At 51.5% G+C, this 25270-nt stretch carries 19 protein-coding genes, 1 pseudogene and 1 riboswitch; of the genes and pseudogenes, 4 read left to right on the top strand and 16 right to left on the bottom strand.

What is annotated here, in order from left to right; all coding sequences use genetic code 11:
- Positions 1–9: 9 nt before the first annotated feature.
- The 6 genes and pseudogenes from B212_RS0101000 to B212_RS0100975 form a co-directional block, all read right to left on the bottom strand.
- Positions 10–348: an STAS domain-containing protein gene (locus tag B212_RS0101000; RefSeq protein WP_019908395.1), complete on the bottom strand. Its 339-nt coding sequence runs from the start codon at positions 346–348 to the stop codon at positions 10–12.
- Between the two features lie 91 nt (positions 349–439).
- Positions 440–1657: pseudogene (locus tag B212_RS30460) on the bottom strand (ATP-binding protein); the annotation flags it as partial.
- Between the two features lie 22 nt (positions 1658–1679).
- Positions 1680–2546 carry a CheR family methyltransferase gene (locus tag B212_RS0100990; protein ID WP_019908392.1) on the bottom strand — a complete coding sequence of 289 codons (867 nt, stop codon included), beginning with the start codon at positions 2544–2546 and terminating at the stop codon, positions 1680–1682.
- A gap of 505 nt (positions 2547–3051) precedes the next feature.
- Positions 3052–4209 carry a PP2C family protein-serine/threonine phosphatase gene (locus B212_RS0100985; protein WP_019908391.1) on the bottom strand — a complete coding sequence of 386 codons (1158 nt, stop codon included), beginning with the start codon at positions 4207–4209 and terminating at the stop codon, positions 3052–3054.
- Between the two features lie 266 nt (positions 4210–4475).
- Entirely contained in the window at positions 4476–5012 is a 537-nt protein-coding gene (locus B212_RS32900; protein WP_019908389.1) for a hypothetical protein, read from the bottom strand.
- A gap of 37 nt (positions 5013–5049) precedes the next feature.
- Positions 5050–5550 carry a DUF948 domain-containing protein gene (locus B212_RS0100975; protein WP_019908388.1) on the bottom strand — a complete coding sequence of 167 codons (501 nt, stop codon included), beginning with the start codon at positions 5548–5550 and terminating at the stop codon, positions 5050–5052.
- A 194-nt stretch (positions 5551–5744) separates the two neighbouring features.
- On the opposite strand from B212_RS0100975, the gene B212_RS34240 reads away from it, so the two are divergent.
- Entirely contained in the window at positions 5745–5903 is a 159-nt protein-coding gene (locus tag B212_RS34240) for a hypothetical protein (RefSeq protein WP_156830041.1), read from the top strand.
- Positions 5904–6104: 201 nt separating this feature from the next.
- Here B212_RS34240 and B212_RS0100970 read toward each other — a convergent pair whose 3' ends face one another.
- Both B212_RS0100970 and B212_RS0100965 read right to left on the bottom strand, forming a co-directional pair.
- The gene (locus tag B212_RS0100970) at positions 6105–7175 is read right to left on the bottom strand and encodes a C40 family peptidase (RefSeq protein ID WP_019908386.1); all 1071 of its coding nucleotides are present in this window, start codon (positions 7173–7175) and stop codon (positions 6105–6107) included.
- 214 nt (positions 7176–7389) lie between these two features.
- On the bottom strand, positions 7390–8259 hold the full coding sequence (locus B212_RS0100965; protein WP_019908385.1) for a cation diffusion facilitator family transporter: 870 nt from the start codon (positions 8257–8259) through the stop codon (positions 7390–7392).
- Between the two features lie 137 nt (positions 8260–8396).
- Here B212_RS0100965 and B212_RS0100960 point away from each other — a divergent pair, with 137 nt between their 5' ends.
- Positions 8397–8582 (top strand): hypothetical protein, encoded by a 186-nt coding sequence (locus B212_RS0100960; RefSeq protein WP_019908384.1) that lies wholly within the window; start codon positions 8397–8399, stop codon positions 8580–8582.
- A 96-nt stretch (positions 8583–8678) separates the two neighbouring features.
- Here the strand turns inward: B212_RS0100960 and B212_RS0100955 are convergent, their stop codons facing one another.
- Complete coding sequence (locus B212_RS0100955) at positions 8679–10304, bottom strand: ABC-F family ATP-binding cassette domain-containing protein (RefSeq protein WP_019908383.1); 1626 nt, start codon at positions 10302–10304, stop codon at positions 8679–8681.
- A gap of 228 nt (positions 10305–10532) precedes the next feature.
- Between B212_RS0100955 and B212_RS0100950 the strand changes: the two genes are divergently transcribed.
- Together B212_RS0100950 and B212_RS0100945 are read left to right on the top strand one after the other, a co-directional pair.
- Positions 10533–11666 (top strand): virulence factor, encoded by a 1134-nt coding sequence (locus B212_RS0100950; protein ID WP_019908382.1) that lies wholly within the window; start codon positions 10533–10535, stop codon positions 11664–11666.
- A gap of 100 nt (positions 11667–11766) precedes the next feature.
- A riboswitch (Lysine riboswitch) is annotated at positions 11767–11976 on the top strand.
- A gap of 137 nt (positions 11977–12113) precedes the next feature.
- Complete coding sequence (locus B212_RS0100945; RefSeq protein WP_019908379.1) at positions 12114–13613, top strand: amino acid permease; 1500 nt, start codon at positions 12114–12116, stop codon at positions 13611–13613.
- Between the two features lie 119 nt (positions 13614–13732).
- Here B212_RS0100945 and B212_RS0100940 read toward each other — a convergent pair whose 3' ends face one another.
- The 7 genes from B212_RS0100940 to B212_RS0100910 all read right to left on the bottom strand — a co-directional run bounded on the left by B212_RS0100940 (position 13733) and on the right by B212_RS0100910 (position 25233).
- Positions 13733–14872, bottom strand: a complete 1140-nt coding sequence (locus tag B212_RS0100940) for a transglutaminase domain-containing protein (protein WP_019908378.1) — start codon at positions 14870–14872, stop codon at positions 13733–13735.
- Between the two features lie 452 nt (positions 14873–15324).
- Complete coding sequence (locus B212_RS30450; RefSeq protein ID WP_019908377.1) at positions 15325–17706, bottom strand: glycoside hydrolase family 95 protein; 2382 nt, start codon at positions 17704–17706, stop codon at positions 15325–15327.
- Positions 17707–17812: 106 nt separating this feature from the next.
- Positions 17813–19552 carry an ABC transporter substrate-binding protein gene (locus tag B212_RS0100930; RefSeq protein ID WP_019908376.1) on the bottom strand — a complete coding sequence of 580 codons (1740 nt, stop codon included), beginning with the start codon at positions 19550–19552 and terminating at the stop codon, positions 17813–17815.
- A 194-nt stretch (positions 19553–19746) separates the two neighbouring features.
- Positions 19747–20646, bottom strand: coding sequence for a carbohydrate ABC transporter permease (locus B212_RS0100925; RefSeq protein ID WP_019908375.1), 900 nt, complete (start codon positions 20644–20646; stop codon positions 19747–19749).
- Positions 20647–20659: 13 nt separating this feature from the next.
- Complete coding sequence (locus B212_RS0100920) at positions 20660–21646, bottom strand: ABC transporter permease subunit (RefSeq protein WP_019908374.1); 987 nt, start codon at positions 21644–21646, stop codon at positions 20660–20662.
- Between the two features lie 107 nt (positions 21647–21753).
- A complete protein-coding gene (locus B212_RS0100915) occupies positions 21754–23631 on the bottom strand; it encodes a sensor histidine kinase (RefSeq protein WP_019908373.1) in 1878 nt (625 codons plus the stop codon).
- 60 nt (positions 23632–23691) lie between these two features.
- Complete coding sequence (locus B212_RS0100910; protein ID WP_019908372.1) at positions 23692–25233, bottom strand: response regulator; 1542 nt, start codon at positions 25231–25233, stop codon at positions 23692–23694.
- Between the last annotated feature and the right edge of the window lie 37 nt (positions 25234–25270).

Here is a 25270-nt window from a genome sequence, read left to right as displayed (position 1 = left end):
GATCCTTTCCTAGTGGGAATTCTCTTGGGGGGCAAAAAACTTCGAAATTCCGGTCATATCAAATAGCTTCTGGATTTGCGGCGGAACTTCCGCGACTGTAAACTTAACATCCATTCCATGTCTTGCTTTGAGAATCGAGAGCAGAATGCCGATACCGGTGCTGTCGATATATCTCAGATCCTTCAGATTCATGACGAGATCAAGCCCTGTATCTCCTACGAGCGGCTCCATAACCAGACGGAAATCGGGAGCTACCGACAAATCAAGCTCTCCCACTAGGTAAACCGTACATACACTGCCTTCAGTTTCGGTTATTGCATGGAACTTTTCGCTTTTATTTGCATTCATAGACAATCTCTCCTGATAAATGTTTTCTTTACCAATAACCCTAAAGGCGCATTATTGAAACAAAAACTACGACATTATGCTTAGTCGATCATGCATTCCCTCTTACCGGCTCCTCCTCCGGAATCATTGCCTGAATCGTAAATACGAAAGACGCACCCTTCTCTTCAGTAGATTCTACCCGGATATCGCCGCCCATCATCCCGACAAGTGATTTGCAGATGGCCAGCCCCAGGCCCTTTCCGCCATATTTGCGGGACATAGAAGAGTCTAGCTGGGAGAACGGCTGAAATAAACGGTCGCATTTCTCCGGGGAAATTCCGATGCCTGTATCCTTGACGGTAAATTCGACCGTAAGCCTATTATCAACTGCCGGGACACTAGAAGCAACCAGGTAAACACCGCCTTGGTGGGTAAATTTCACAGCATTCGCCACCAGATTGATCAGAACCTGACGCAAGCGGACCATGTCTCCATAAATAAGCCCTGGCAGCTTATGATCAATATAATAAGACAGCTCCAGATTCTTTTTGCCTGCTTCGGCAGAAAACAGGCTTAATACCTCTTCAATCGTGTTCTGGAGCTCAAAGAGCTGCTCTTCCATTTCTATTTTACCGGACTTCATCTTGGTGAAATCAAAAATATCGTTAAAAACGGTAATTAGCGTATCGGCACTTTTACGGATAATCTCCGTATATTCCTTCTGCTCGGGAGCAAGCTCTGTCTCCATCAGCAGGTCAATCATGCCCACTACACCGTTCATGGGTGTACGAATCTCATGGCTCATCATCGCCAGGAATTCCGCTTTGGCTTTGGCGGCGAGCTCCGTTTCTTCCTTGGCTTTGATCAGCTCGGCGTTAATTCTCTCCAGCTCCTGCGTTTTTTGCTGCAGCAGCATGGACTGCATCTGATGTTTCTTGGCGGTCAGGTACATATCTACAAAGCCTTTAATTTTGGACTTCAGAATCTGCGGAATAAAGGGCTTGACCATGTAATCAATCGCACCAGCAGAATATCCCGCAAATAAATGCTCTGCATCCTTGCTGTTCGCGGAGATGAAAATAATCGGAATATCCTTAGTTTTCTCTTTGGCTTTGATCAATTTGGCGGTTTCAATGCCATCCATACCCGGCATCTGCACATCCAGCACAATCACTGCGAATTCGTATCTTAACAGACACCGCAGCGCTTCTTCGCCGGAACCGGCTGTGACAAGCTTATAATGCTGGCTCTCAAGCACTGCTTCCAGCGCCAGCAGATTCTCAGGACGATCATCGACAAGCAGTATATGAATCGGTTCTTGAAACCCCATTTGGCCCCCCCCTAACCCGCTATTACATCTTACGGTAGATTTTTTCCACTGTGTCCATAGGCTCATAGCTGTTACTGTGTCTGGTGAATTGCATGGATTCCTTGGAACCGAGCACCAGAACTCCTGACTGGCTGAGACTCTCATAGAACAAGCCGTGAGCATGATCCCTGAGTTCTTCGTTGAAATAAATCATCACGTTGCGGCAAAAGATTACATTGAATTCATTAAACGAGGTGTCTGTCGCCAGGTTATGCTCTGCGAAAATAATGTTTTTGCGCAGGTACGGCTGCAGCACCACCGAATTGTATTTCGCTGTATAGTATTCGGAGAATAGGCGGGTACCGCCCGCCTCCATGTAATTCCTGGTGTATTGCCTCATCTTGCCGAGCTCGTATACGCCTTCCTTAGCCTGCTGAAGCGAGCGGGCGTTCATGTCTGTGGCATAAAGCTGCGCCCTGTCGTACAGTCCTTCCTCATGCAGCAGGATGGCTATGGAATATACTTCTTCCCCGGTGGAGCACCCGGCATGCCAGATCCGAATGCGGGGACAGGTCCGAAGCAGCGGAATCACCTTCTCACGGAAGGCGCTGAACATTCCGGGGTCCCGGAACATCTCCGTCACAGGGATAGAAAGACTGTACACGAACCGTTCGAAGCAGCCGCGGTCATGCAGCACCTTCTCCTGCAGCGCGGATATGCTTCGCACATTCTCGGCATGCACATGATGCCAGATCCGCCGCTTGAGTGAAGGCAGCGCATAATTCCTGAAATCATATCCATACAGGCGATGCACTCCGCTCAAAAGCAGTTCGATTTCAATCTGCTCAAGCTCCTGAACCCTTCCGGCCTGGGCGGATGGCTCTTCATACCTACGCTCCATAGCTGTCATGTTATCAAGACTCCCTGACCTTTAACGTATTTCCCGACTAGTCCAGCATCAGAGCTAAATCTGCGGGTGAGATCATACCCTTGGGGGTTGGCGAAGAGAACCCGCAGCGGCGGAGTCGGCTCCTTACGGACTTGAGAGCCGCTATTTTCAAGAAAACGCCACTTGTTGCGGCTTAACGGACCGAACGGCGCTTATCGTCTCTCCGAGGATCGTTTAGGAACGGAATTTTCGATCATAAGGCCCGTGGTGTCCGTAACTTCCCCAAGCCGTGACTCTCATCCGAATGAAGCGCACCACAGTCCGTAACGCCGAGCCAAACGCCAATTTAAGTACGAACCCCGTCTGGGAACGGGGACACCTGAGGGAGGATCAAGGGAGGATCGCTCCACGCCTTCCGTCCTTCGGGCATCCCACGCCCCTAGTCCACCATTATTGATCTGACGCTCTACTATATAGTTGTAATTAGTACTGTAAGACTATTACCCAAAAACCATGCTTACGAATACTAATCCTTCAATGAAATCCATACCAGGCATTTATCGTCATCACGCTCCTGATTGGGAACATCCTTCAAGAAAACCGCGCGCATGGCCTCTTCCTGCCATTCATGTCCCTGATTCAAATGCCCGATCATAAATTCAAGCTGCTCCTCCTGCCCGCCTTCCGTCATTTCCAGCAGGCCGTCCGTGTACAGCACCAAATGCCCCTCATCCTTGAAGGTCAGACTCTGCGTCCGGATATCAATACTGTCAAATAAACCAACCGGATGGCCGTTGCTCTCCAGCAATATCGGCTCTGCCGCGTTGCCCTCGAACAAGAGCCCCGGCGGATGGCCGGCATTTACATAATCAATCCGCTTAAGACGGGTATCAATGACGAGATAAATCGCCGTGAAGTAGTATTGGACCAATTGCTTCTCAATGTAGAGCTGGTTGAACCGCCTGTTCAGCTCCTGAATGACCTTCTCCGGCTCCACATAGGTTGTTACTGTATCTTTGAGCACAGATGCCAGGAACATACAGAACAGCGATGAGGAAATTCCGTGTCCCATCATATCCAGCAAGATGACAGCATACCGCCCGTCTCCAAGGAGATACCAGGCATACAAGTCACCCGCCAGTTCGAACGAAGGCTGGTAAAGGGCATGTACTTCAAACGCCTCTTCCTTCAGCGGCTGGCTAAGCACCGCATTCTGCACCATAGCGGCCAGCTTCAGCTCATCCTGTATCCGCTGATCCCGCTCCTTATGCCAATCCTTCTCCCGCTTTAAACGCAGCGCCAGGCGGATGCGGGCCATCAGCTCCACCTTGTTAATCGGTTTGGTCACATAATCGCCTGCGCCGGCATCCAGCGCCTCCGCCAATTTTTTGGAGTCTCCAACGGCGGTGACCATAATAATCGGTATATCCCTAAGATGCTCATATTGCTGGACTACGCGGCACGCTTCGATACCGTCCATTTCCGGCATCATCATATCGAGCAGAATCAAATCAATATTAGCCGGCCGCTGGCCTGCGGCTTCGCTTTCCGAACCGATGCCAAGCAGCTTCAGCATTTCTTTGGCCGAGGCAGCAGTCGCAAAATCCCGGTAACCTTCTTTTTTCAGAATTTCACGAATAATGATGACATTAGTTGGATTGTCGTCTACGATAAGAATTTTCAACCCTTTTCACCCCGCACTATTTAAGTCTTAATTTAAATACCCGCAATTCTTGATATAGCTCTATCATACGATATTTGAACAGCCTCTTTCCACGCAGCAGCAACCCCGGATGAAGACCTTACTTTCGCGTTCAACAAAGTAACCTCCAGCTCCACTGCAGGTAGTGGGACTGGAGGTTACGCTATTGGACTATGGATTCTCCATGCACACAACACCATAAAGCGGAACGTTCTTTCATTAACCTGTTTTGCAGAGCATGAAACGCCTTATGAGGAATTCCCGTCAAACAAATCAATGCCGTCCCATTCACCGGTCAGTGCATGGCGGTATACCTTCAGGGCAACGTTACCTCTCATATATACGTCCCCGTCTTCAGCAACAAAATCAGGGGTGCCCAGCAGCTCAGAAAGATTGCTCCTTAGCGGATCAATCCGCTGTCCATTCATCCTGAGTCCGAATTGCCCGGCCTGATCGGGAGTCACATGCACATAGAGCACGGCATCTTCACAAACTCCGGCCGACAGCTCGGCATAATGGTATTCCTGACAGCCCTGCCAGGGATCAGAGGTGACCGTGAGCGGTGAACCCTTGACCTGGAGCAGTTCCTCCTTGGACATGTACAGCGACACGTCTGCAAGGGAATCAAAGCTGCTGATGTAGGGGCTGATATTCCGACTGTGCTCAAAAGCCGGCACGACGGCCGAAGTGGAGCCATACAACGCGGCAGGAGCCGCCTCCTTTTGCGGAGATGCAGATAAATAAGGAGAAAGGAGACTCAGCAATAGAAGAATAACATTCATCATTACATCCCGCCTTTCATATTCTGCTTCTACCCTCCGGTTACTTGCGGAACTTCTGCCAAATAGCGGCTGCAGCGTCTACGCCTTTCAGAGCCACTTCCATTCTTCCTGAGGATTTCTTGGCATATACGGCATCGGCAGAGCTGTCAGTGCGTTCTTCGGGTGGAGCCAGCGGTACTTTTGCCACAGGTACAGCCTTCCCCTTCTCCTCCCGCGATTTCCGGTATTTCTCAATCACTGTGACCGATACCTGCTTGACAGTAAGCGTCAATTCATTCATAACATCGCCGAGGTTTTTCACAGAGTCCACAATGGGATCAATCTTTTGAATTTTGCCCTGAACATCTGCGGTAATATCATTGGCATGTTTGACGGTAGTTTTCACCTCATAAGTAAGCTCATCAATCGTTTGCTGAACCTCCTCCAGAGTCTGGCTGACCTTCTCGAGAGAATCCTTTGCTGATTTCAAGGTAGCTATCAAAAAGTAAACAAGTATAGCAAATGCGATGGCAACGAGTGCAACGCTAAGTTCAATGATCATTTCCAAAACCCCTTCCACATCCTAGTGTCCGCTTGTGCTGCTGTATTACTGCATAGTTACCCTTACCTCAAAATGCCGAAACAATTGGTCAATCGCCTAAGGAACCGCCCCCCTTATATCTTATTCGCCATACACAAAGTATAGGCCTTCCTCTCTTCTTTTCAGCGCGCGAAAATAAGAGAGTTTGGTTCATCATGAAACCGGCAACACCGGTAATTGTCCTGACCGCAGCAACCCTCTTTTACTTCGCCATGAACAGCGCAGCTCCTGCCGGCTGGCTTGGGAACAAACTGTGGATACACAGGGGCTGTTATGACCGGCAGTGCGGGCAAAATGCATGGAGAGAAGTGTAAACTTGGCTGGGTACAGCATGGATCTAGATCGCTGGATTCTCCCATTTCATTACTCTTTAAGACTACTCAGAGAAAACAGAAATAGAGGCTATCGCTTCAGCAGAATTCTTCCACTGAAGCGGCAGCCTCTCATAACACCCGCCCTAATTCACCCGTCACAAACATGTACTGCTGTCGCTTCCTGTCTCTACAATCTTTATATTAGCGGATAACCGAGCCCCCGTAAAGGAAACGATTCATCCAAGAAGCGCTTAATTTGTCTACCTTCACGCCGCCGGAGGCTACGGAGTAAGTATGCAACAACTGCCCGTCCCCCAAATACATGGCTACATGCGTGATTCTTGCCGTTGATTTGTCAATCGCGGCATATGCGGCCGTCGAGTTTCCTTTGTAATCCATAAAGAACATCAGATCCCCGCGTTTCAGACCGGAAATGTCGGTCACCACCGTGCTGTTCATCTTAATCCAATCCCCCTGCTGCCGTGAATCGGCAGGCAGTCTTAAATTGGCTGCATCCATAAAAATCTGCCGGATAAAATCCGAACAATCGAAGGTGCTCGTATCGTTGCGGCTGGAACCGAACTCATAAGGAGTTCCAAGATAGCCCATGCCTGCGGCAATTACACTCTCAATTACAGCGGCCTGCGATGGAAGCGCAGGTGAAGGCGTTGGTATTGGAGTTGGTACTGGTGTTGGCGCCGGAGTTGGGATTGGAGCCGGTGAAGGCGTTGCTCCGTTCACAGAAATGTACTGCTCCGCGGAACTGGTGTAGCCGACATTGCCATTCGCAGTTCTTACCTTGTACCAATAGCTGTTCGTTGCTTCCAGGATGGTTACTTGATCACCTTTGTTCATATAGCCCAGCACTTGCCCGCTGGTGGAAGGCAGATCGCGGAGACGGACGTTTGCCTGAATAACGGCAGTTTGTGCTGCTGAAGCATTGGCTACGTTGATATACTGCTCTCCGCTGCTTGTGTATCCAACCGTCCCGTCTGCTGTTCTTACTCTGTACCAATAGCTGTTCGTTGCTTCCAGAATTGCCACCTGGTCGCCTGTATTCAGATATTTCAGAATTTGGCCGCTGCTGGATGGAGTATTGCGCAGTCGGACTGTTGAGACAATCACTCCTGTCTGCACAGCGGATGCTGTAACAGCCGTACTTGAAGGCACAGAAGCAGCAAAAGCCTGCTGTGGATTGAATGCTCCCAGAGATACTGCAAGCGATGCCGAGACCAGCAACGATGCTGCAAACCGCTTATGTGATATGATCATAGCGTTCCCCCGCTTAGCATAATGAGAAATTCAACAAGGATGCGCGCTTCGTTTGTTGTTTTCTGCCCTCATTATAGGCTTACCCGGGAATTGGAACATGCCCCAAATTTCACAAATAAGCTTGCCACTTTATGGTAGTATACAGGTCTATAGTCTTGATTTCTCCTTATATTTGGTTAAAATTACAGCGAACTAGGAGAAAATAAGAGGTAACCTACGGCTTCGGCTCCATATGAACCTGCACATTCATCGTGTTATGCAGCTTGCTCATCCGCTCTTCAATGGAATCGCTGATTGCATGGCCTTGCGTGACTGTAATATTGGCATCTACCTCCACAACCACATCGACCAGCACATGATTCCCGTGTACGCGGGCTTTAATATCCTTGATGCCCTCCACACCCGGGGTCCGGGCAATTGTACTGCGCAGATCCAGAAGCTTATCCTCGTCAAAACCATCGGTCAGCCGGTATGTCGCATCACGGAATATATCCCATGCCGTCTTCAGAATCAGCAGCCCGACAGCCACGGCAGCGGCCGAATCAATCCAGGGCAGTCCGAACTGCGCTCCGGCAATGCCGATTGCGGCTCCTATACTGACCATCGCATCTGAAAAATTATCCTTCGCTGCAGCCATCAATGCACCGTTGTTAATCTGTCTGGCGAGCCGCTTATTGTATATATACACCCCCATCATGGCTACAGCACACACAAGCGCGACTCCGGCCGACCATAGCTGGGGCACTGCTTTGGCCCCTTCGAACAGAGAACGTACCGCCTCAACAACCACTTGAATGCCTACCATCGCCATAATAAAAGAAGCGAGCAACGCAGCTACCGTCTCGGCGCGGAAATGCCCGTAGGGATGATCGGAATCCGGCGGCTTGCGCGAGATCCGCAGACCGATCAGCACCGCAAGTGAAGCGACGATGTCCGTCAGGTTGTTGAAGCCGTCTGCCAGCAGTGCGCTGGATGCAAATACATAGCCGCAGACCAGCTTGAACGCAGACAGAATAAGATAGGCAATAATACTGACCAGAGCCCCTCGTTCGCCTTTGCGTATATCCTCATAGATATCAGCCAATGCTTACACCCCCATATTGATTTTCATACTGTTCCCGAGCCCCGGCAAATCATTCTTTGAATTATTCTTGCCCTTGTGGCAGCATTTAAAAACCATTAAAATGTAGGAAGGACTTGCTACCTAAGGGGGTTAACAATATGAGCGAAAACACTGAAAAAAGTAAAATCAATCTGGCGGATGCCATCCGTCAAAAGCTGGAACAGAAGAAGCAGCAAACTTCCGCAAAGCCCGGGTCTTCATTTCAGGCGGGTTCTGCAAAACCGCTGAAAAGTCAAAACAATAAAAAGCCCAACAACCAGCGCCGTCGTACCGGCGGATCATAAAACGGGTTGAACATAAACGGCTGCGTTATCCCTTTCGGGACGACGCAGCCGTTTCCATATGAACTCAAGTCCGTTCAATGCTTGCATATATGGTTCTTATACTTCCACAGGATACATACGGTCACGCAGTTCCTTAATCTCCGGGTTCTCCAGATACTCATCGTAAGTCATGGTGCGGTCGATAACCCCTGCCGGTGTAATCTCGATGATGCGGTTCGCAATCGTCTGGATGAACTGATGGTCATGGGAGGTGAACAGGATAGTGCCGTCGAAATCAATCAGCCCATTGTTCAGCGCCGTGATGGATTCCAGATCCAAGTGGTTGGTCGGCTCATCGAACACCAGCACATTTGCCCCGTTCAGCATCATCTTCGCCAGCATGCAGCGGACCTTCTCTCCCCCGGAGAGCACACTCGCCTTCTTCAGCGCCTCTTCTCCGGCAAAAAGCATCCGGCCCAGGAAGCCGCGCAGGAAGGTCTCATCCTGATCCTTGGAGTACTGGCGCAGCCATTCCACGAGGTTCATGTCCACACCGTCGAAGTAGCTGGAGTTGTCTTTTGGAAAATAGGCTTGGGTTGTGGTTACACCCCAGGAATATTCACCGGCGTCAGCTTCCTTCTCACCCATAATCACATCGAACAGCAGCGATTTCGGCTGGGAATTCGGACCGACAAAAGCAATCTTGTCGCCTTTATTGACCACAATGCTGAATTCATCCAGCACCTTCTCGCCTTCAACCGTATTGGTCAGGCCGGTGATCGTAAGGAGCTGCTTGCCGGCTTCCCGTTCAGGCTTGAAGTTGAGGAACGGATATTTGCGGTTCGACGGGCGGATATCGTCCAGCGTAATCTTCTCCAGTTGCTTCTTACGGGAGGTCGCCTGCTTCGACTTGGAGGCATTGGCCGAGAAACGCTGGATAAAGGCCTGCAGCTCCTTGATCTTGTCTTCCTTCTTCTTGTTCGCGTCACGCTGCAGCGCTTGAGCCAGTTGGCTGGACTCGTACCAGAAGTCGTAGTTGCCGACATACATCTGGATTTTGCCGAAATCAATGTCCGCAATATGCGTACACACCTTGTTCAGGAAGTGACGGTCATGGGATACCACGATAACAGTGCCTTCGTAGTCCATGAGGAAGTTCTCCAGCCAGCCGATGGATTCCAGATCCAAGTGGTTGGTAGGCTCATCGAGCAGCAGATTGTTCGGACGTCCGAACAGGGCCTGTGCGAGCAGAACGCGGACCTTCTCGTTGCCGCTGAGTTCGGCCATTTTTTTGTCGTGCAGCTCACGCATAATGCCCAGACCGATCAGCATTGCAGCCGCGTCAGGCTCGGCATCCCAGCCGTTCAGCTCAGCGAACTCACCTTCAAGCTCACCGGCGCGCAGGCCGTCGGCTTCGGAGAAGTCGCTTTTGGCGTAGAGCGCATCCTTCTCCTTCATGATATCATACAGGCGGGTATGCCCCATGATTACCGTTTCCAGCACCGGATATTCATCGTACTCGAAATGGTTCTGCTTCAGCACTGCCAGCCGTTCTCCCGGGGTCATGTGTACATCACCGGTGTTCGCTTCAATCTCGCCGGACAGGATTTTCAGGAAGGTCGATTTACCGGCGCCGTTGGCCCCGATGAGGCCGTAGCAGTTGCCGGGTGTGAATTTTATGTTTACATCTTCAAATAGTGCGCGTTTTCCGTAGCGGAGTGTTACGCCGCTTGTACTGATCATTAAGCATTACCATCCTTTTCACTTAGGTTTCCGGCTCATTATAGCATAAAATCAAGGGAAAAACCCCGCAGTCCGCCCACAAAATATAGTAATGCATACAAATTGTACGAATACGGCGTAAGGCCGCCTTACAAGGAGAGCCGCTCTTTTGTTTCAATGACGGAAATACGGTAAAATGCGGGTAAAGTACTTACGGTGACAATGCCGTTCAAAAGGGGAGCCTAGCGTATGAAGATCACTTTTATTGAACCAACTCCAAGTCCCAATACGATGAAGCTTCATCTGAATGAAAGTCTGGAGCCTGGAGTACGCCGAACCTACACACCGGAGAGCCAGCGGTCCGCTCCTGCCTGGGCGCGGGAGATGCTGACGATACCGGGTGTTACCAGCATTTATCATGCTGCCGATTTTGCCGCGCTGGAGCGCAGAGGCAGCGCCGACTGGGCCGCGATTCTCCGCGAGGTCCAGGCCCGCTTCGGTGCGGAAGGCCTGAGCACGGACTTCAGCCTGAGCGACGAGAATGCCGGGGCCCACTTCGGGGAATCCCAGGTATTCGTGCAGATGTTCCGCGGCATCCCGATCCAGATCCGCGTCAAAACCGGCGCGAGTGAGGAGCGCATCGCCCTCTCCGCCCGCTTCACGCAGGCGGTGACGGATGTGGCCAGCGCCGTACTCATCAAAGAGCGCAAGCTCACCGATTACGGCGTGCGCTACGGCGAGCCGCCCGAGATCGCGCGGGAGGTCGAGCAGGAGCTTGAAGCGGCGTATCCGCAGGAACGCCTCGACTCCCTCGTGCAGCAGGCTATCGCGCACGGAACGAGCGGCGAGTTCATCGAGCAGCGGCAGAAGAAGGCCCAGGACGAGCTGCTGCGAGACCTGAAGGACGGCGACTGGCGCGTGCGCTACGCCGCGCTGGAGGATCTCGCGCCGGCGGCAGAGCTCCTGCCGGAGCTGCGCGAGGCGCTGCACGACCCCAAGCTGCATATCCGCAGGCTTGCGGTCGTGTACCTGGGCGACATCCGCACGCCTGCGGCGATGGAGCTGCTGTATGAGGCGATGGCAGACAGCGCCCCTGCGGTGCGGCGCACCGCGGGGGATACGCTGTCCGACATCGGCGATCCGGCGGCGACACCGGTGATGACGGCGGCGCTGACGGACAAGAGCAAGCTGGTCCGCTGGCGGGCGGCGCGTTTTCTTTATGAGGTCGGCACGGCTGAAGCGCAGGAGGCGCTCAGCATCGCGGCAGACGACCCGGAATTCGAGGTTGGCCTGCAGGCCAAAATGGCGCTGGAGCGCATTGCATCCGGCGAAGAAGCTGCCGGAACCGTATGGCAGCAAATGTCAGAGCGCCGGAGAAGCTAACGCCAACCTGCCGTAAATTGTCATTGCGCAGGCCGGCAAGTTGCATTATACTAATCCCTGCTAATGTTCATATCGTTATAAGATAGCCTCATCATACCTAAGATGAGGTAGAGGTCGCGGATATAAAGAGTACGCGCGCCGAGACGCCTAAGAGCCGTCTGTGAAGCGCCGCGAAAAGGTATATCCGCCGAAGTCCGTACTGCTGCTCTTATTTGCAGTGCAGGCTGGGGCCGTCGCCGAAAGGCACGGAACTGTCACGGTACAGGCCGCCAGGTTACTGGAGCGCTGACTGTGTTGCGCTATCTAACAGGGAGTATGGTGCGGAGCTGTAAATACAGGAAACCGCAGAATTCGTCTGCGGTTTTTGTGCGCTTGTAAGGCGGATACACTTCTTGGATAGAGCCCTTCATGAACAGCAACATCACAATCAGAGGGAGTGTCCTATTCATGCAAGGAAGGAAAGACAAAGACAATCAGCAGCATATCAGAGCGGGGAGCAGCACTGCTGCCGCTCCAGCGCTGCGCAAATCATTCAAGGCCAGACACTTAACCATGATCGCGCTTGGCGGATCTATCGGAACCGGACTGTTCCTCGCCAGCGGGGGCGCAATCGCCTCGTCGGGTCCGGGAGGCGCGCTGCTCGCCTATACGGCGGTTGGCATCATGGTCTATTTTCTCATGACCAGCCTTGGGGAGCTGGCAACCTATCTGCCCGACTCCGGTTCCTTCAGCACCTACGGCACGCGCTTTGTCAGCCCTGCCTTTGGCTTCGCTATCGGCTGGAATTTCTGGTACAACTGGGCCGTCACCATAGCCGCCGAGCTATCCGCCGCCACCGTAATCATCAAATACTGGTTCCCGGACAGTCCCTCCATGCTCTGGAGCCTGCTCTTTCTGCTGCTCATGTTCGGGCTGAACTTCCTGTCTGCACGCGGATACGGTGAATCAGAATACTGGTTTGCGATTATCAAAATCATCACCGTTATCGTTTTCCTGGCTGTAGGCGTGCTGATGATCTTTGGCATTATGGGCGGCAAAGCAGTCGGCTTCAGCAATTTCCAGCTTGGCGGCAGCTCCTTCCACGGCGGCTTCTTTGCCTTCGTCGGCGTCTTCATGGCCGCCGGCTTCTCCTTTCAGGGTACTGAACTCGTCGGCGTGGCAGCAGGCGAGAGCGAGAATCCGCGCCGCAATGTGCCGCTGGCTATCCGCCGGGTATTCTGGCGCATCCTGATCTTCTATATCTTCGCCATTCTCGTCATCGGCATGCTGATTCCTTACACGAATCCCGACCTGCTGCGAGGCGGCATCGACGATATCGGCGTCAGCCCGTTCACGATTGTCTTCAACAAAGCGGGTCTTGCGATTGCCGCATCCGTCATGAACGCCGTCATCCTCAGTTCGGTGCTCTCAGCCGGGAACTCCGGCATGTACGCCTCGACCCGTGTCTTGTACGCTATGGCCAAGGACGGCATGGCTCCGCGCGCCCTCGGCAAGCTGAACCGCCGCGGCGTGCCTGTAGGCGCGCTTCTCGTCACTACCGCAGTCGGCATGCTGGCTTTTCTCGCCTCCTTTTTTGGTGACGGGGCCGTCTATAATTGGCTGCTCAACGCTTCGGGGATGTGCGGCTTCATCAACTGGCTGGGCATTGCTGTCTGCCATTACCGTTTCCGCCGCGCTTTTGTGAAGCAGGGCCATTCGCTGGAGGAGCTGCCTTACCGGGCCAAATGGTTCCCCTTCGGACCTCTGTTCGCGCTCGTATTATGTCTTATTGCCGTGTTCGGGCAGAATCTCGGGGCCTTCACGGGGGAACGTATCGACTGGTACGGCATCCTCGTCTCCTATGTCAGCCTGCCGCTGTTCCTGCTGATCTGGATCGGCTACGGCTGGTTCCGCAAGAGCAGCATTGTCCCGCTGGCTCAATGCGATCTGAGCACTCACCCGGAGTAGAGTCCTTATCCGGCATTCGAAGCCAATCAACCTAAATAGGGATGCCCCTTCAGCCAAATGGCTAAAAGGGCATCCCTTCCTTGTCTGTTTAGAGTCCATCGGACTCATTCACTAGCTCATTATTGCCAGGTTACATATACCTTCAAATCCCCGGTGTTGTCAAAGGCAGTACTGTTGTACGACAGCTTCTCCAGACCCAAGCTGTACAGCTCCTGCAGATCATCCCTCAGCAGCCTTTCACTGCCCCGGTAGCGGAACAGCAAGGATTTCTTGCCGGAGGCCATTGCCTGCTTCGCCAGCGCTCTCAGTCCAGCAGCAGAGGTAACCACCTGCTCCTCTTCATACAGCCGGTAATCAAGCTTCTTCTGAAGCTCCTTGTAGACAGGCACGCTGCTTCCTCCCCGGCTGACCAGTTCGGACAGCGTCTGGGCATAGCTTATTGAAGCTGCAGGATATGTCTTGGTCCATCTATGATCCTTGCGCATTTGGGCATCCGTACGCATGTAGTAGACTGTGCTGATGCCGCCCTCCGGACTTGGCGTAGGATCATCCCACGTAGTGTCCAGATGATACCAGCGTCCATCCAGTTGCACCAGATTCCAGGCATGCGACTGGGTAACCCCTCCTTCGCTTCTGGCGGTCCCTTCAACAATCTTGTTCGGAATGCCTGCGCCCAGGAGCAGTTTATAGGTCAACAGCGTATAGCCTTGGCACACAGCGCTTCCGGTCTGCAGCCCTTCATAAGCGGTATATCTCCGGTATGTGGTATCATATTTCAAATGCAGCACCACCCAGTCATGGATAACCTTAACCTTCTGGTGATTGTTCATTCCCGGGGTAATGATCTGCTGCAGGATCGCCTTCACCTGCTTATTCACCTGAGCCGTCTGCTGCAAGGTCTCCCGGTACTCCATCTGAACCGTAACATTGGCTGAGCGGCTGCTTCCCCGATAAGAAAAGGCGTAGCTGTCGATAATATAATACAGATAGGGATCGCTGCCCATCGCCTGGTCAATCGCCTTCTGCACCTGAGCCTTCAAATTGGTGGTCTTGCCTTCATACAGGAACGTTATATTCTCCCGGCGGTTATTCATCGCACCGGTCAGCTTCTGCACCATCTCTGCCCCGGAGCGAAGCACTGCCGAATCCGCTGCAGCATAGGCATGCCCCCAGCCCCAGTACAGTACCGGAGGCAAGGCGGCGCTTATAAGCATTCCTCCCAGTATGGCCTTCATCAGCGGCAACTGCTTTTTTCCCATAGATCGCGTATCCTCCTACAAGCCGTACTATGGCTCACCCGGTTGTATGTACTTTATAGTAGATGCCGAAATTCCAGTTTCCACAACCGTAACTTCCTTAATAGGGTTAGTTTATTCCTGCAACGGCCTCACTGCCTATATCAGTTGAACTAAAAAAAACATAAAAAGGGCCGAAGTAACGGAGGGGAAGTTTGGAACTGGAGGAGCGAACGCGTCCGCCTTTGTCTGCGGATTTCAACCGCGAAGAGCGGTACAAATCAAGAAATCTGCAGACAACAGCGGCCGGAAGTCCAAACATTCCCCGCAGTTACGACCAGACCCAATATGAAAATCTATTGTTCAACCTATATAGAATACACTTTAATCTATTATCGGTTCAATACTGCAGCCAAGTAAATACCGCGGCAAAAAAACTGCTCTCCGCATAAATTCTGCAGGAGAGCAATTTCAGCTTACAGCGTGATGAGATAGCTTACTCCCGCTTTGACTGCCAGCGGGCCGCTGGTTTCCACTACTGTGCCGTCAGGAAGCTGAAGCTTCAGCGCACGTGAATAGCTTAGCTGGCATAGTCCGTCACACGATGCAGTAATCCTGGCGGAGACAAGTACATGTTCCTTCCACTCCAGATCCACCTCATAGCCGCCACGGGCCTTGAGTCCCTGGACCCGGCCATTCTTCCAATGCTGCGGCAGTGCCGGAAGGAGGCTGATTTCGCCCAGATGACTCTGCAGCAGCATTTCTGCGATCCCGGCAGCAGCCCCAAAATTACCGTCAATCTGAAATGGCGGATGCGCATCGAACAGGTTCGGGTACACCGACCGGGTCAGCAGTGTACGGACGAACCCGTAAGCGGCGGCACCATCCTTAAGCCGGGCGTACAAATTGATCAGCCAGGCACAGCTCCAGCCGGTGTGTCCGCCGCCGGAAGCAATTCGCTTCTCCAGAGACAGGCGGGCCGCTTCCAGCAGGTCCGGTGTCTCCTTTCCGTTGATCAGATTGCCGGGATACAGTCCATACAGATGCGAGACATGGCGATGCCCCGGCTCGGATTCCGTGAAATCCAGAGACCACTCCTGCAGACGTCCGTCCCCGCTGATCTTCAGTGGAGACAGGCGGGCCAGCGTCTCCTCCAATTGATGCTGGAATGCCTCGTCCATGCCCAGAAGCCGCGCTGCCTGCAGGCAATGTCCGAATAGCTCGCGGATCAGGCTCATATCCATAGCCGAGCCCATAGAGACACTGCAGGGTCTGCCGGCTTCCGTCACAAAACGGTTCTCCGGTGAAGTGGACGGATTTGTCAGCAGCAGGCCATCCGGTCCTTCAACCAGCCAGTCTATACAGAACAATGCTGCACCCTTCATAAGCGGGTATGCCGTTTGCGCAAGATATGCCGGGTCCGGGTTAAAGGCATAATGCTCCCACAGGTGGCTGCTCAGCCAGACGCCGCCCATCGGCCAGAAAGCCCAACTGGCATCCCCGCCCGACGGTGAAGAACTGCGCCAGAGGTCCACATTGTGATGGGCTACCCAGCCCCGCGCCCCGTAATGAATAGCGGCGGTTCTGGCTCCGGTGACGCTGACCTCGCGGACCATATCAATTAGAGGCTCATGGCATTCACTCAGGTTGCCTACCTCAGCCAGCCAATAATTCATCTGGGTATTGATATTGGTGGTGTAGTTGCTGTTCCAGGGCGGTGTTACATGTTGGTTCCAAATCCCTTGCAGATTCGCGGCCTGTGTCCCCGGACGGGAGCTGCCCATCAGCAGATAGCGGCCATATTGAAATAGCAGCGCCTCAAGTGCGGGATCTTCCTGGCCTTCTTTGTATGCAGCCAGCCGCTGGTCTGTCGGCTGCTCACTCGCTTCCCAGCCGCCAAGATCCAGATCCACCCGGCGGAAGATTCTCCGGTGTTCATCCACATGCCGCTGCCGCAGCTCCGCATAGGACCTGGACGCTGCCGCTTGCAATCTCCGGGCACAGTCCTCCGCAGGACTCACTGCCGCCACAGAATCTTCAGCAATGTCTCCCCGGATATGCGCCGCCTTGTTCTTAAGCTCTTCATAAGTGGTGCCGGCGGCAAGCAGCAGCAGTACACTGTCTGCACCGGAGATTACAAGCTTCCCATCCTCAGCCTGGACGCTGCCGCCGGTAACCACAGCTTGCAGTTGCAGCTCAAAGCTGATGCCAAGCCCTTCCTCATATTGAATGGGATAGGGATGATCGCCATGATAGTTGTCTGCGATATGGGTAGGACACTGGCCGCGCAGCACAAGCTGCCGCTCTCCGTACGCTCCCGTTGTATGCTTCAAGGGGCTGTGCAAGGAAATCGTCAGATGAAGCTGACCTTGGGCCTCACTGGCTGTATATACGGCACATACTCCGTCAGGAGCACTGATGAACGCCTCGCGGGTAAATGCTCCATTCCCCGTCTGGTAGGACACACTGGCAATGCCGCTGTCCAGATCCAGCTCCCGGCGATACCCTTCAGGGTTCCCGGCTCCCGCCTGCTCCAGGTACAAATCTCCCAGCGGCAAATACGGCTGCGTATTCACGCCAAGCATATGCCCATTAATGATATCCTCAGCCTCTCCGTAGCTTCCCGCGAAGACCAGTTCACGCACCTGCTTCAAATAACGCTGCGCTTCATAGTTATTGTCATCCCGGGGAAATCCCGCCCATAAAGTATCCTCATTGAGCTGAATTCGCTCCTTGGACGTACCGCCGAATACCATCGCCCCCATGTGCCCGTTGCCGAGCGGCAGCGCTTCTTCCCAAATTTCTGCGGGCCGGCCGTACTTCAAGGTCCAGGCACGCTCCGGGTTATGGTTCGTCATCTTCTCGCCCTCCGATATGAATGTACAGCAAAAGGCCCTGACCAAAGTCGGGCCTTTGCTTGATCCTTGTGGTTAGCGGATCAATGCTCCGCTGTCATAATAGTGCTTACAGATCCTTGCCAGTCCACAGGGATACTCTCGCTTTAACGAGATCAGTATATTCTGCTTCCATTTTTTCAGCGCCGGCTTTGTTCAGCTCAGCGATAAATGCATCATATACCTTGTCGAAGTCAGCAGGTTTGGACAGGATGGCTTCAGGGATACGTTTACGGATAATATCCTGAGTTTTCTTGTAGGTAACCTGATAATCGCCATCTGTTGGAGTAGGCATGTTGTACAGCGCGCCCCATTCCTTAACCGGGAAGTCGGATTCTTTAGGGAACAGATCCTTCCAGGTTGTTGCTCCGTATGCTTTCAGAGAATCCTTCTCTGCCTGAGAATATGCAGCAACGATTTGATCCGGGAAGTTAGTAGTGTAATAGTTGCCTGTGGAATCCTTCACACCATCGCCGTAGTGACCAGTCAAAGCTGTGTACAGGCCAATACCTGTTTCCTTGGCAAAATTGGCAGCATCATCTGTTTTCTTCTTTTGAACATCCGCAGGAATTTCACGTTTGCCTTCTGCGTTTACGGTATATTGTTTACCTTCAATACCCCAGTTCATCAGCACTTGACCTTCATCGGAAGCAAGCCAATCCAGGAACTTAATTGCGCGAACCGGATCTTTACAAGCGGTAGTGATACTGATTCCGGCAGCATCAACGCCTGAAGACTGGAAGGAATGATCCTTATATTGATCGGACATGGTTACAGGGAAGTGAGCATAGGTGTAATCGTCCTTGCCTGCTGATTTCAGGGCATTCTCGCCGTCTTGATACTCCCATTCTTGGGAGATGAGACCGAGCACGCGTCCACTGGCTACTTTAGCCTTGTATTGGTCATCCTTTTGGACAAAGGTATCTTTATCCAGCAGTCCTTGAGCATACATATTGTTCAACCAACGGAAGTATTCTTTTTCTTCCGGACGTTTGTAGTGAAGCTTCGCTTCATAGGTTTTTGGATCTACGTAATATTCACCGTCATCCGGTGCACCGGTCGTAATGAACGCCGGGTTGGTAACGGTAATCATGATTTTCCAGTCGTCTGCATTCAAGGAGAGAGGAATAGTTGGCTGTCCATCCGTTTCAGGATGTTTGGCTACATATTCCTTCAGCACTTTCTCATAATCCGCCAACGTTTTTACTTGAGGATATCCAAGCTCCTTCAACACTCTGTGCTGAATTTCAAAGCCGCCTGTAGCGTCAAAGGATTGTTGGTTAACCCCGGTATTTGTAGGAATGGAATAGATTTTTTGATCGTCTTTGCTATATTTCAATCGGTTCATATTGTCGCCGTAGATCTTTTTCAAGTTTGGCGCGTACTTGTCGATCAGATCTGTCATATCTATAATCAGGCCTGCATCAACCAATTTTGCAATATAACTCTTAGCAAAGATCAAATCAGGCACTTCGCCGCTGGCTGCCATCAAAGAAATCTTTTGTTCGCCGCCGCCGCTGCCCACATCATATTCAGCATTCAGGGTTACACCAGTTTTTTCGGTAATAACCTTACCTACATCATCCTGCATTTTGTTCCAGTTAGGACTGGCATCGGCACCAAAGAACGAGAAGGTAACCGGACTGGTATCATTAGCTGCGTTTGTTGCTGTAGCTGCATTATTGGTTGTGCCTTCTGATTTATTACCGTTGTTAGTAGCAGCATTGTTGTTTCCGCCTCCACAGCCGGCGATCAGCATGGAACTCATTAGCATGAGCGTAAAGACTGTCTTAATACTCTTGCGTTTCATTGTGTATCCCCCTTGTAAAATTGTGTAATTCATCTATGCATATCAGGATAGTCCTGAATATACCATTGACAACGCTTGCAAAACCATTATAAAAATAAATTCAACTCAATGCTCCGGAAGAAATTGGGCGGGAATACCTCTGATCCAGCCAGGGCTGAACCAGAACAGTACTCCCTTCCCGTCTGCCTCACATCTTAAGCCTTAACAGCTCCCAGGGTCATACCATTCACAAAATACTTTTGCAGGAATGGATATACCACAAGAATCGGTACGGTTACTACGATAGTAATCGCCATCTTGATAGATTCCGGCGAAATTTGCGCCATTTGCTTCGCCATATCATTGGCATTGACCATGCCACTGCCTTGGTTCGTCGTTGCCAGCACCTTCATCAGCTCATACTGGAGCGTAGTCAGATTCGGCTTATTGCCGTTATACAGGTAAGTGGTGAACCATTCATTCCACTGACCAACCGCCAGGAACAACGTGATTGTTGCCAGCACAGGCATACAGAGCGGCATGATGATCTTGTAATAAATTACGAAGTCATTGGCACCGTCCAGCTTCGCTGATTCCTGCAGGGCGAAAGGCAGCCCGTCCATAAAGGAGCGGATGACGAATACGTTAAAGGCAGAAACTGCACCCGGCAAAATGTAAATCCAGAACGTTCCGATCAAATTGAGATCTCTCATCAGGATGTACATAGGCACCATACCGCCGGAGAAATACATCGTCATTGCCAGGAAATACGATACAAATTTTCTGGCTCTGAACTCTGGACGGCTTAGTGTAAAGGCCAGCATCGAAGAGCTTATAAGCCCTAGAACTGTACCGGCTACAGTCCGGAGAATGGAAATTTTGAAGCCTTGAACCAGCCCTGTATAGCTGAAGATTTTCTGATAGTTTTCAAGGGTCCAGACTCTCGGAAGGATATATATGCCGCCCCGAACGGTATCTGTGGATTCATTAAAAGAAATCGCTAATACGTTCAGGAAGGGATATAAAGTCACGATCATTATGATTGCAAGAAAAATGTATAGAAAGATGTCGAACGCACGTTCAGACTTTGACATTTGAAAAGCTTTGCTTCCCACGCTTATCCCCTCCTTACATGATGCTTTCTTTAGTGAATTTCTTCATCAGACCGTTGGCTGTAAGCAGCAAGAATACACTGACTACCGAGGTGAACATACTAATGGCTGTACCATAGGAGAATCGCGAGATTTGAATCCCGTACTTAAGCGCATACAAATCCAGTACTTCCGAATAATCGGTAACCAGGTTATTGCCAAGCTGGAACTGCTTTTCGAAGCCGATTCCGACCAGATGGCCAATGGACATAATCAGCAATACCATAATAGTGGTGCGGATACCCGGCAGAGTAATATTGAACATTTGCTTGATTCTTCCGGCTCCGTCTACTTTTGCAGCTTCGTAAAGCTCTTTATCAATACCTGTAATGGCTGCCAAATAGATAATCGCATTCCAACCGGTTTCTTTCCAAAGATCCGCTACCGTTACAACACCCCAGAACATTTTAGCCTTCGCCATGAACTGAATCGGCTCGTCAATAATATGCAGCCCCATCAGCATGTCGTTGACAACCCCTCCGTCGATCGCGAGTGTCTTATAGACAATCCCGCCTACAACGACCCAGGATACAAAGTGAGGCAGATAGGATACGGTCTGGACCGTTCTTTTGAAGACATTTCCCCGCAGCTCGTTGAGCATAACCGCGAACAATATCGGAACGACGAAGCCGAACACGAGTCCGAGCCCGCTCATAGCCAGCGTATTTCTCAGTACCAGATAGAAACGTTCATCCTGGAAAAGCTCTTTGAAATTTTTAAGCCCTACCCATTTCTGATCTCCAAAGGACTTGGCCGGTTTATAATTCTGAAATGCCATCAACCATCCCCACAAGGGCACGTAACTGAAAATAAAGACCCAGATCACGAACGGAAGTGACATCAGATACAAGTACTTTTGCTGCAGTACGCTTTTCCAAAATCCACTATTCCGTTTCGCAGGTGGGACGGGGGTTACGCTTTCATTAGCTATAACACCATTTTCCGTGAGCGCTTTCACGTTCATTATTCCCCCTTCGTTTTGTATACACATATCATACCGTACACCACTTAGAGAGAATACCCGACAGATTTCACGTAAAATCAGTGGAAATTAGACATCGCTTACATTTGCTATGCTTTAGGCTCACGCTCACTCGGAATGGAGAAGAAAATCCGTGTTCCCGTCCCTTGTTCACTCGATATGTTCAGCCCGTGCGCCTCCCCGTAATACATCACCAGACGCTGGTGAACGTTGCGCAGCCCAATGCGGCCCTGCGGCTCCTCCTCCGCCCGGGTAATCACAGACATAATCTCCGCCAGCCGCTCCTCTGTCATGCCGATGCCGTCGTCCGTGACACATACCTGCACTTCATCCTCATGAAGCGTTATGCTGACATGGACATGAACCGTTCCTTCTTTATTCTCCAGTCCGTGAACCACCGAATTCTCGACCATCGGCTGGATGATCAGTGGCGGAATCAAAATATCCGCGGCCTTCGCATCAAAAACAATGTCATACTCCAGCCTGTCCTCATAGCGGAACTTCTGAATTTCCAGGTAGGAGCGCATCATTTCAACCTCTTCCTTGATCGGTGCACGCTCTCTGCCTACCTCCAGATTTTTGCGCATCAGCTTGCCCAGCAGCCGGACAATATTGGCGATTTCCTTGTCTCCCTTTAAGTGGGCATTCATACGGATGGACTCCAGCGCATTGAACAGAAAATGAGGATGAATCTGGCTGGCCATCATTTTCAATTTGATCTCTCTTTGCGCAATCTCCAGCTTGTTGTTCTTCTCGTTGCTCTCCACGACCTGTGACAGCAGGCGGTTAATGCTCGCCACCATATAATTGAATTGGCGCGACAACTGGCCGATTTCATCCTTACCGTCAATCTGCGAGACTACATTCAGATTACCGAGCGCCACCTGATTTAATTGGCGGCTCAAACGGAGCAGACGGTTCGTCATAAGAAAAGAAATGACATAGACCATCACGAGAGCGATCAGCAGAACGCCGATGATAATCATCAGCCCCAGGAGACTTACCTTGGATGCCCCGCTCAGGATGCTTTTCGTCTCGAAGACGGATATGACTTTCAGCCGGCTCACACTAAGCGCCGGTCTGATTTCATCGACAATCACATAGGAATCCTTACCCTTGACCGTTGTCCGGATTACATTTTGGGCGGTATCCGTTAGATCTTTTCCAATATCAAAAGAATTCAGGGTACTCCCTACAAGCTTCGGGTCCTTGGCAGCGACAATGTACCCTTGCTCGTCCGTAATAATCGTCTCAAACGGCTCCTGGTACAGCATCTGGTTCAGCTCATCCTGCACAACCTGCACCATCAGCACTCCCGTTCTTTGATACTCGGGGTACACCACCCGCCGGACCAGACTGAGCTTATTGATCGTAGCTTTGGGACTGTTATTGTACGCCTCTTTATCAGGGATATACATCCAGTTGAGTCCCGGGCTCTGCATAATCTTTTTATACCAGATTCTGGTCTTCAGTTCCGGGGTCAGCGGGGCAACGGACATGTTATCCACCAGGGTAGGGTTGTCGATAAATAAGCGGATATTCGAAATCTCACGGTACTGGAGAATGTAATCCTGGAAATCCGTGTAATTCAAATAAGCCTTCGTCAGCTCCAGGGTATTGGGATAATACGTATTCACCAGCTTCTCAAGATCCTTGTCAAAATAAAGCAGATTCGAAATGTCTGTGGGAACGCGAAGCTTTGTCGTCATTTGAATCTTAATTTTCGCCACATTATTGCTTGCCTGTTCAATCGCTCTGGTTAAGGCCTCTCCGCGAAAATAGCTGATTAAGGTAATTCCCAGGATCAGCACCGGAATCATTACTATAATAATGTAGAAAAAGATCAGCTTATACTTCATCTTCATATTGTTGATCAAACGCACCAGTGTTGTAATCCCTGCTCCTCCTCTCTGTATTTCGAGCCAAATCATGGACAAACAGGCCGTTCCCCGCATCTGCTGCAGCATGGGGAACAGCCTGTACTGATTGTTATTATACAGATATATACCGGATTTCAGTAGGTCTTTTTATTGCTCCTTGCGGAAAGCGGTTGGAGATACACCGACGTATTTGCGGAATTTGGCATTAAAATAATCCGAATTCATATAGCCGACCTTTTCGGCCACTTCATACACCTTCATGCCCTGATTCAAAAACTGCTTCGCCTTCTCTATCCTTACCTTATCCAGATAGGTGTTAAAATGCTCGCCCACCTGATTCTTGAACATTTTGCCCAAATAGGCGCTGTTGTAATTGAATACTTCCGCAAGCGACCCGAGCTTCAGGTTCTCATTGTAACGGCGCTGGATCAGATCGGTGATCCGCTTGATCTCATTGCCCCGTCCCCCGCTGTGCATCTGCTTCGCTATTTGCTCCATATAATCCGATACCACCGTCTCGACATCGCTGAGATAATCGCTGCTGTAGACCTCGCTCACGGGTGAGGCATGCGCCGCTATAAAGGGACGGATATCCGAGTTCACCGCCTCCAGACGGGCGATGGTGCTGCTTACAATCCGTATCAGATTATCCTTGATGTAGGTTTCTTCCCGTTTCACAGCAACCAGCTTACGGATAATTTGTCCCACGAGCGGGGCAATTGCCTCATTGTTCCCCGTCTCGATCGCCAGCAGCAGTTGCACTTCAACATCACGTTCGGGATCAAGCTCCTCTTCAGGCTCTATCTGCGGCTCTGCCCAATCATCCGCAGTTCCGCTAAGAATCGTGCCCTTTCTGCCCAAAAAGGCTCCGTCGAGCAAATGGCTTGCAGCCGTGAACGACCTGGACGCCTCCTCGGGTCCGGCGGCGGCACCGCCGGCAGCGGAATAAAAATCCATACCCTGCCCAGCGATCACCTCATTCAGCTTCCCCCATAAGGCTGTCCGGTCAGCTTCATCCCGCAGCGGCGCCTTTAGAAGCAGTCCCATGTATGGCGGCAGGCTGAAGAACAGCACGTCCTCCTGCTGCCAATACTGCTCAAGCTGTTTCCTTACCTGCTCTTCACGGGCATCTTCACCCTTCTGGAGGTGCTTCAGCTCCAGAAGCACAACCTCGCAGCTATGCCCTTCCAGACCAAGCTCCGCAGTAGCTTCCGCCGTGTCGGCACTGTCATCCTGCGGCTGCAGCAACTGGCGCAGCAGATTATCGCTGCTGCGTGCAGCGCCATCCGCCTGGAACTGGTTCAAAAGCTCCTCACGGCTTATCGTCTCGCGCAGATTCTGCAAATAAGAGACCAGTTCATCCTCATCCACCGGCTTGAGCAAATATCCGTCGATATGATAGGAAATCGCCCGTTTGGCATATTCGAAGTCGGCATGGCCGCTTAGGATCAGCACATGGCAGTCGGCGTTTTCTTTACGCAGCTCGTTGATCAGCTCCAGGCCGTCCATTCCCGGCATCCGGATATCCGCGACAATCAGCTTGGGCTTAAACGTATGGAATTTTTCAAGCGCTTCAAAGCCGTTCGCTGCTGTCGCCACTACGGTGTAGCCCTGCTCCTCCCAGGGAATCAGCGTTCGCATCCCTTCCCTTAGCTTGGGCTCGTCATCTACAATCAGCACTTTTATCAATTTTGGTCAACCCCTAAGGCGTAATCCCGGAGAGGCG

Origin of the sequence: Paenibacillus sp. HW567, from assembly GCF_000374185.1 — a bacterium.
Classification (GTDB): Bacteria; Bacillota; Bacilli; order Paenibacillales; family Paenibacillaceae; genus Paenibacillus_AQ.
The sequence above is the reverse complement of the archived record's forward strand: the minus strand, read 5'-3'. Positions and strand labels throughout refer to the sequence as shown.